Genomic DNA, 3,394 nt, shown 5'->3' on the forward strand with positions numbered 1-3,394 from the left:
TCCTCGCCGGGGAGCGCCGGGCGTCGCTGGTGCGGGCCCTACGGCAACTGCCGGTACGCGACCGCGAGGTGATCGTCTGCCGGTTCTTCCTCGATCTCAGCGAGGAGGAGACGGTGGCGACGCTGGGCTGGCCCCGGGGCACTGTGAAGTCGCGCACCTCCAGGGCGCTGGCGAAGCTTCGCACCCTGCTCGACCGGGAGGAGGTCCGACATGGGTGACCTCGAACGGGAACTGCGGGACCTGTCCATTTGGCTGGACACACCCGATCCGCCCGACGTGAGCGCCCGCGTCCGCGTCCGACTCAGCACGCCCGCGCCCCGGCGGCGCCGGTGGCGTTCGCTCGCCGCGGTGGCGCTCGTCACAGTGCTGGTGGCGGTGTTGCCGCCGACCCGGGCCGCCATCGCCGACGTTGTCACCGGGCTGCTGCGCTTCGCCGGTGTCAGCATCGCCACCGCGCCCGCACCGACACCGCCCGGTGCCACCGCGTCGCCGTTACCCGGGCAGCGGGTCGTCGCCCTGGACGAGGCGCAGCGGGCGGTACGGTTTCCGATCCGCCTGCCGGCGAAGCTGGGCCCACCCGAGCGGGTGCTGGTCGCCGACCCGGACGCCACCGGCAGGTACCGGGTGGCGACGCTGCTCTACGACGGGGGCGCGCTGCGCGTCGACGCGTTCGACGGTCACCTCGACCTGGCCTTCCACAAGGAGGTCACGCCGCCGGGCGCGAACTGGGTCCAGGTCAACGGCGACTTCGCCGTGTGGGTCGACGGCCCACACGTGCTGTCCTACGTGGACCGGGCGGGTGGGATTCGCCGGGAGACCGCCCGGCTGGCCGCCTCGACCCTGATCTGGCAGGACAACGAGGTGAGCTACCGGCTGGAGGGCCACCTCACCAGGGCCGAGGCGATCGAGATCGCCCGCTCGCTGCGCTGAGGGAACCGGGCCGGCCCGGGCGGTGTCCTGAAGACACGACGATTCGCCGTCGCCCGGTCTGTTCCAGCCCGAGGTGGCGGCCGGTGTACCGGAGGAGCACGGATGGGTTCACGGGGCAGGTTGACGCTGGTGTCATCGGTGGTCCTGTTGGCGGGGTGCACGGCCACGACCAGCGGCGGGTCGGCCGCACCGGCTGCCACGACCGCCGCCACGGCGAGCGCCACCACGGCCACCACCGCCGCCACCACGGCGAGCGCCGCGACGGGCTGCGGCTCGCGGGTCGAGACCGGGCCGCTGCCGGACTGGGCGGACGCCGGATTCAGCGGGGACGCGCGGGTTCCGCACGTCTTCGGCGCGAAGGGGGACATCGTGGCGGTGCTGTTCGCCCATCCGCTGCGGCAGGTCCGCGACGACGGGTCGAACAACAAGATCCTCTGGGTGGCCCGCGCCGTCACGACCTCGCCAGACCCGGTCGCACCGGCAACCCTGGTGATCACCGCGAGGTTGGACGGCACCGACACGCAGGTGATCCGGGAGGTCCCCGGCGGTCCCGGTCCGTCGATCATCGACCTGCCGCGGGCCGGTTGCTGGCGCCTCGACCTGAGCTGGTCCGGGCACACCGACACGATGGACCTGACCTACGCGCGGTGAGCGGCACCCGGGCCGCCTAGGCTGCTGGCGTGCGGGACGACGAGCGGGTGGCGGCGGCCCGCAACAACGCCGAGTGGTGCGACATCGTCTGCGGCAGCCACGGGCTGCCCGGCCGTACCGACGCCGACGCCTGGTCGGTCCCGCGCCGGTCGCCACAGTGGTACCCGGACGCGGTCACCCTGCGACCGGGCGTCGACGCCGAGGCCCTGCTGGCGCGGTTGGACGCGGGGCCCGGCGCGACGGTGAAGGACAGCTTCGCCGATCTCGACCTGTCCGGGTACGGCTTCCGGGTGCTCTTCGACGCGCAGTGGATCCAGCGGCAACCGGCCGCCCCGCCGGCCGACGCGCCCCTCGACCGGGTCAGCACCCCCGACGACCTGGCGTCCTGGGCGGAGGCACACGGCGGTGGGGCCCTGTTCCGCCCCGCGCTCCTGGCCGACCCGCGGGTGCTGGTGCTCGCCCGCCACGACGATCGGGGCGAGCTCACCGGTGGAGCGGTGCTCAGCGGGGACGGCCCGTACGGCGTCTCCAACCTGTTCACCCGCACCGGCACCGCCCACGACGTCTGGCGCGCGGTGTGCGCCACAGTGCCCGACGCGCCGCTGGTCGGCTACGAAACCACCCAGGACCTGTCACCGGCGCTTCGCGCGGGCTTCACCACCACCGGCCCGCTGCGCGTCTGGTCGCACGGCTAGCACTCCGGCCACGAGCCCCGCGCACGGACAGCTATGCTGGCGGCATCGGCACCGATCCGGCCATCACCGGGGAGCCTCCGGAAGAACGGGCAGCCTGGCCGCCTCAGTAGAACCGGACGCAGCGGCACGTCACGTCGCAGAATTGAGCGGCGCCCGCACCATCGGGGCGCAAGCGGGGTGGTACCGCGGAGTCCTGGCCATACGCCCGGCGCTTCGTCCCCGCGTGGGCAGTGAGCTGATGCCCGCGTGAGCGGATGTGGAGTGTAGGGAGAGCGTCGGTGCCGGACGGTCCGTCGAAGTCGCCATTCGTGCCACTACCCACCAAGATCGACTTCGCGGTGCTGGACCGCGCGGTCATCGAGTGGTGGCAGGCCAACTCGGTGTTCACCCGGAGTCTGGAGCAGACGGCCGACGGCACCCCGTGGGTGTTCTACGAGGGACCGCCGACCGCCAACGGCACGCCGGGCACCCACCACATCGAGGCGCGGGTCTTCAAGGACCTCTTTCCCCGGTACCGGACGATGCGCGGCTTCTCGGTGCCGCGCCGCGCCGGCTGGGACTGTCACGGCCTACCGGTCGAGCTGGCGGTCGAGAAGGAACTGGGGCTCGGCGGCAAGCCCGACATCGAGAAGATGGGCATCGCGGAGTTCAACGCCCGCTGCCGCACCTCGGTGCTTCGTCACGTCGACGAGTTCGTCCAGCTCAGTGAGCGGATGGGTTACTGGATCGACCTGGAGCACCCGTACCAGACGATGTCACCGGAGTACGTGGACAGCGTCTGGTGGTCACTGAAGCAGATCCACGACGGTGGGCGCCTGGTGGAGGATTTCCGGGTCGCCCCGTACTGCACCCGCGACGGCACGACGCTCTCCGACCACGAGGTGGCGCAGGGGTACGAGACAGTCGTCGACCCTTCCGTGTACGTGCGGTTCCCGGTGCGCGGGGAGGTGGCCGGGCACAACGGCGTCGACCTGCTGATCTGGACCACCACCCCGTGGACCCTGGTGTCCAACACCGCCGTCGCCGTCCATCCCGGCGTGACGTACGCGGTGGCCCGCACCGGGCAGGGCACCTTCGTCGTCGCCGAACCGCTGGCCCATCGGGTCCTCGGCGACGAT

General features: G+C 72.3%; 5 protein-coding genes. All 5 read left to right on the forward strand.

Going from position 1 to position 3,394, the window contains the following annotated elements:
- A partial coding sequence (locus tag KBX53_RS26840; RefSeq protein ID WP_305797977.1) for a sigma factor-like helix-turn-helix DNA-binding protein occupies positions 1-218 on the forward strand: 218 nt, incomplete at its 5' end.
- On the forward strand, positions 211-930 hold the full coding sequence (locus tag KBX53_RS26845) for a hypothetical protein (protein WP_210862317.1): 720 nt from the start codon (positions 211-213) through the stop codon (positions 928-930). The genes KBX53_RS26840 and KBX53_RS26845, both read left to right, overlap by 8 nt.
- Before the next feature lie 102 nt (positions 931-1,032).
- Positions 1,033-1,581, forward strand: a complete 549-nt coding sequence (locus KBX53_RS26850) for a hypothetical protein (RefSeq protein ID WP_030327527.1) — start codon at positions 1,033-1,035, stop codon at positions 1,579-1,581.
- Positions 1,582-1,610: 29 nt separating this feature from the next.
- Positions 1,611-2,276: a hypothetical protein gene (locus tag KBX53_RS26855; RefSeq protein ID WP_210862319.1), complete on the forward strand. Its 666-nt coding sequence runs from the start codon at positions 1,611-1,613 to the stop codon at positions 2,274-2,276.
- Positions 2,277-2,554: 278 nt separating this feature from the next.
- A partial coding sequence (locus KBX53_RS26860; protein WP_309140859.1) for a class I tRNA ligase family protein occupies positions 2,555-3,394 on the forward strand: 840 nt, incomplete at its 3' end.

The organism is Micromonospora sp. M51 (assembly GCF_018070305.1).
Lineage (GTDB): Bacteria > Actinomycetota > Actinomycetes > Mycobacteriales > Micromonosporaceae > Micromonospora > Micromonospora parva.

What these genes read in the sequence shown, in the direction of transcription:
- KBX53_RS26845 (WP_210862317.1), top strand. Translation starts at nt 211, where the DNA reads ATGGGTGACCTCGAACGGGAACTGCGGGACCTGTCCATTTGGCTGGAC.
- KBX53_RS26850 (WP_030327527.1), top strand. Translation starts at nt 1,033, where the DNA reads ATGGGTTCACGGGGCAGGTTGACGCTGGTGTCATCGGTGGTCCTGTTG.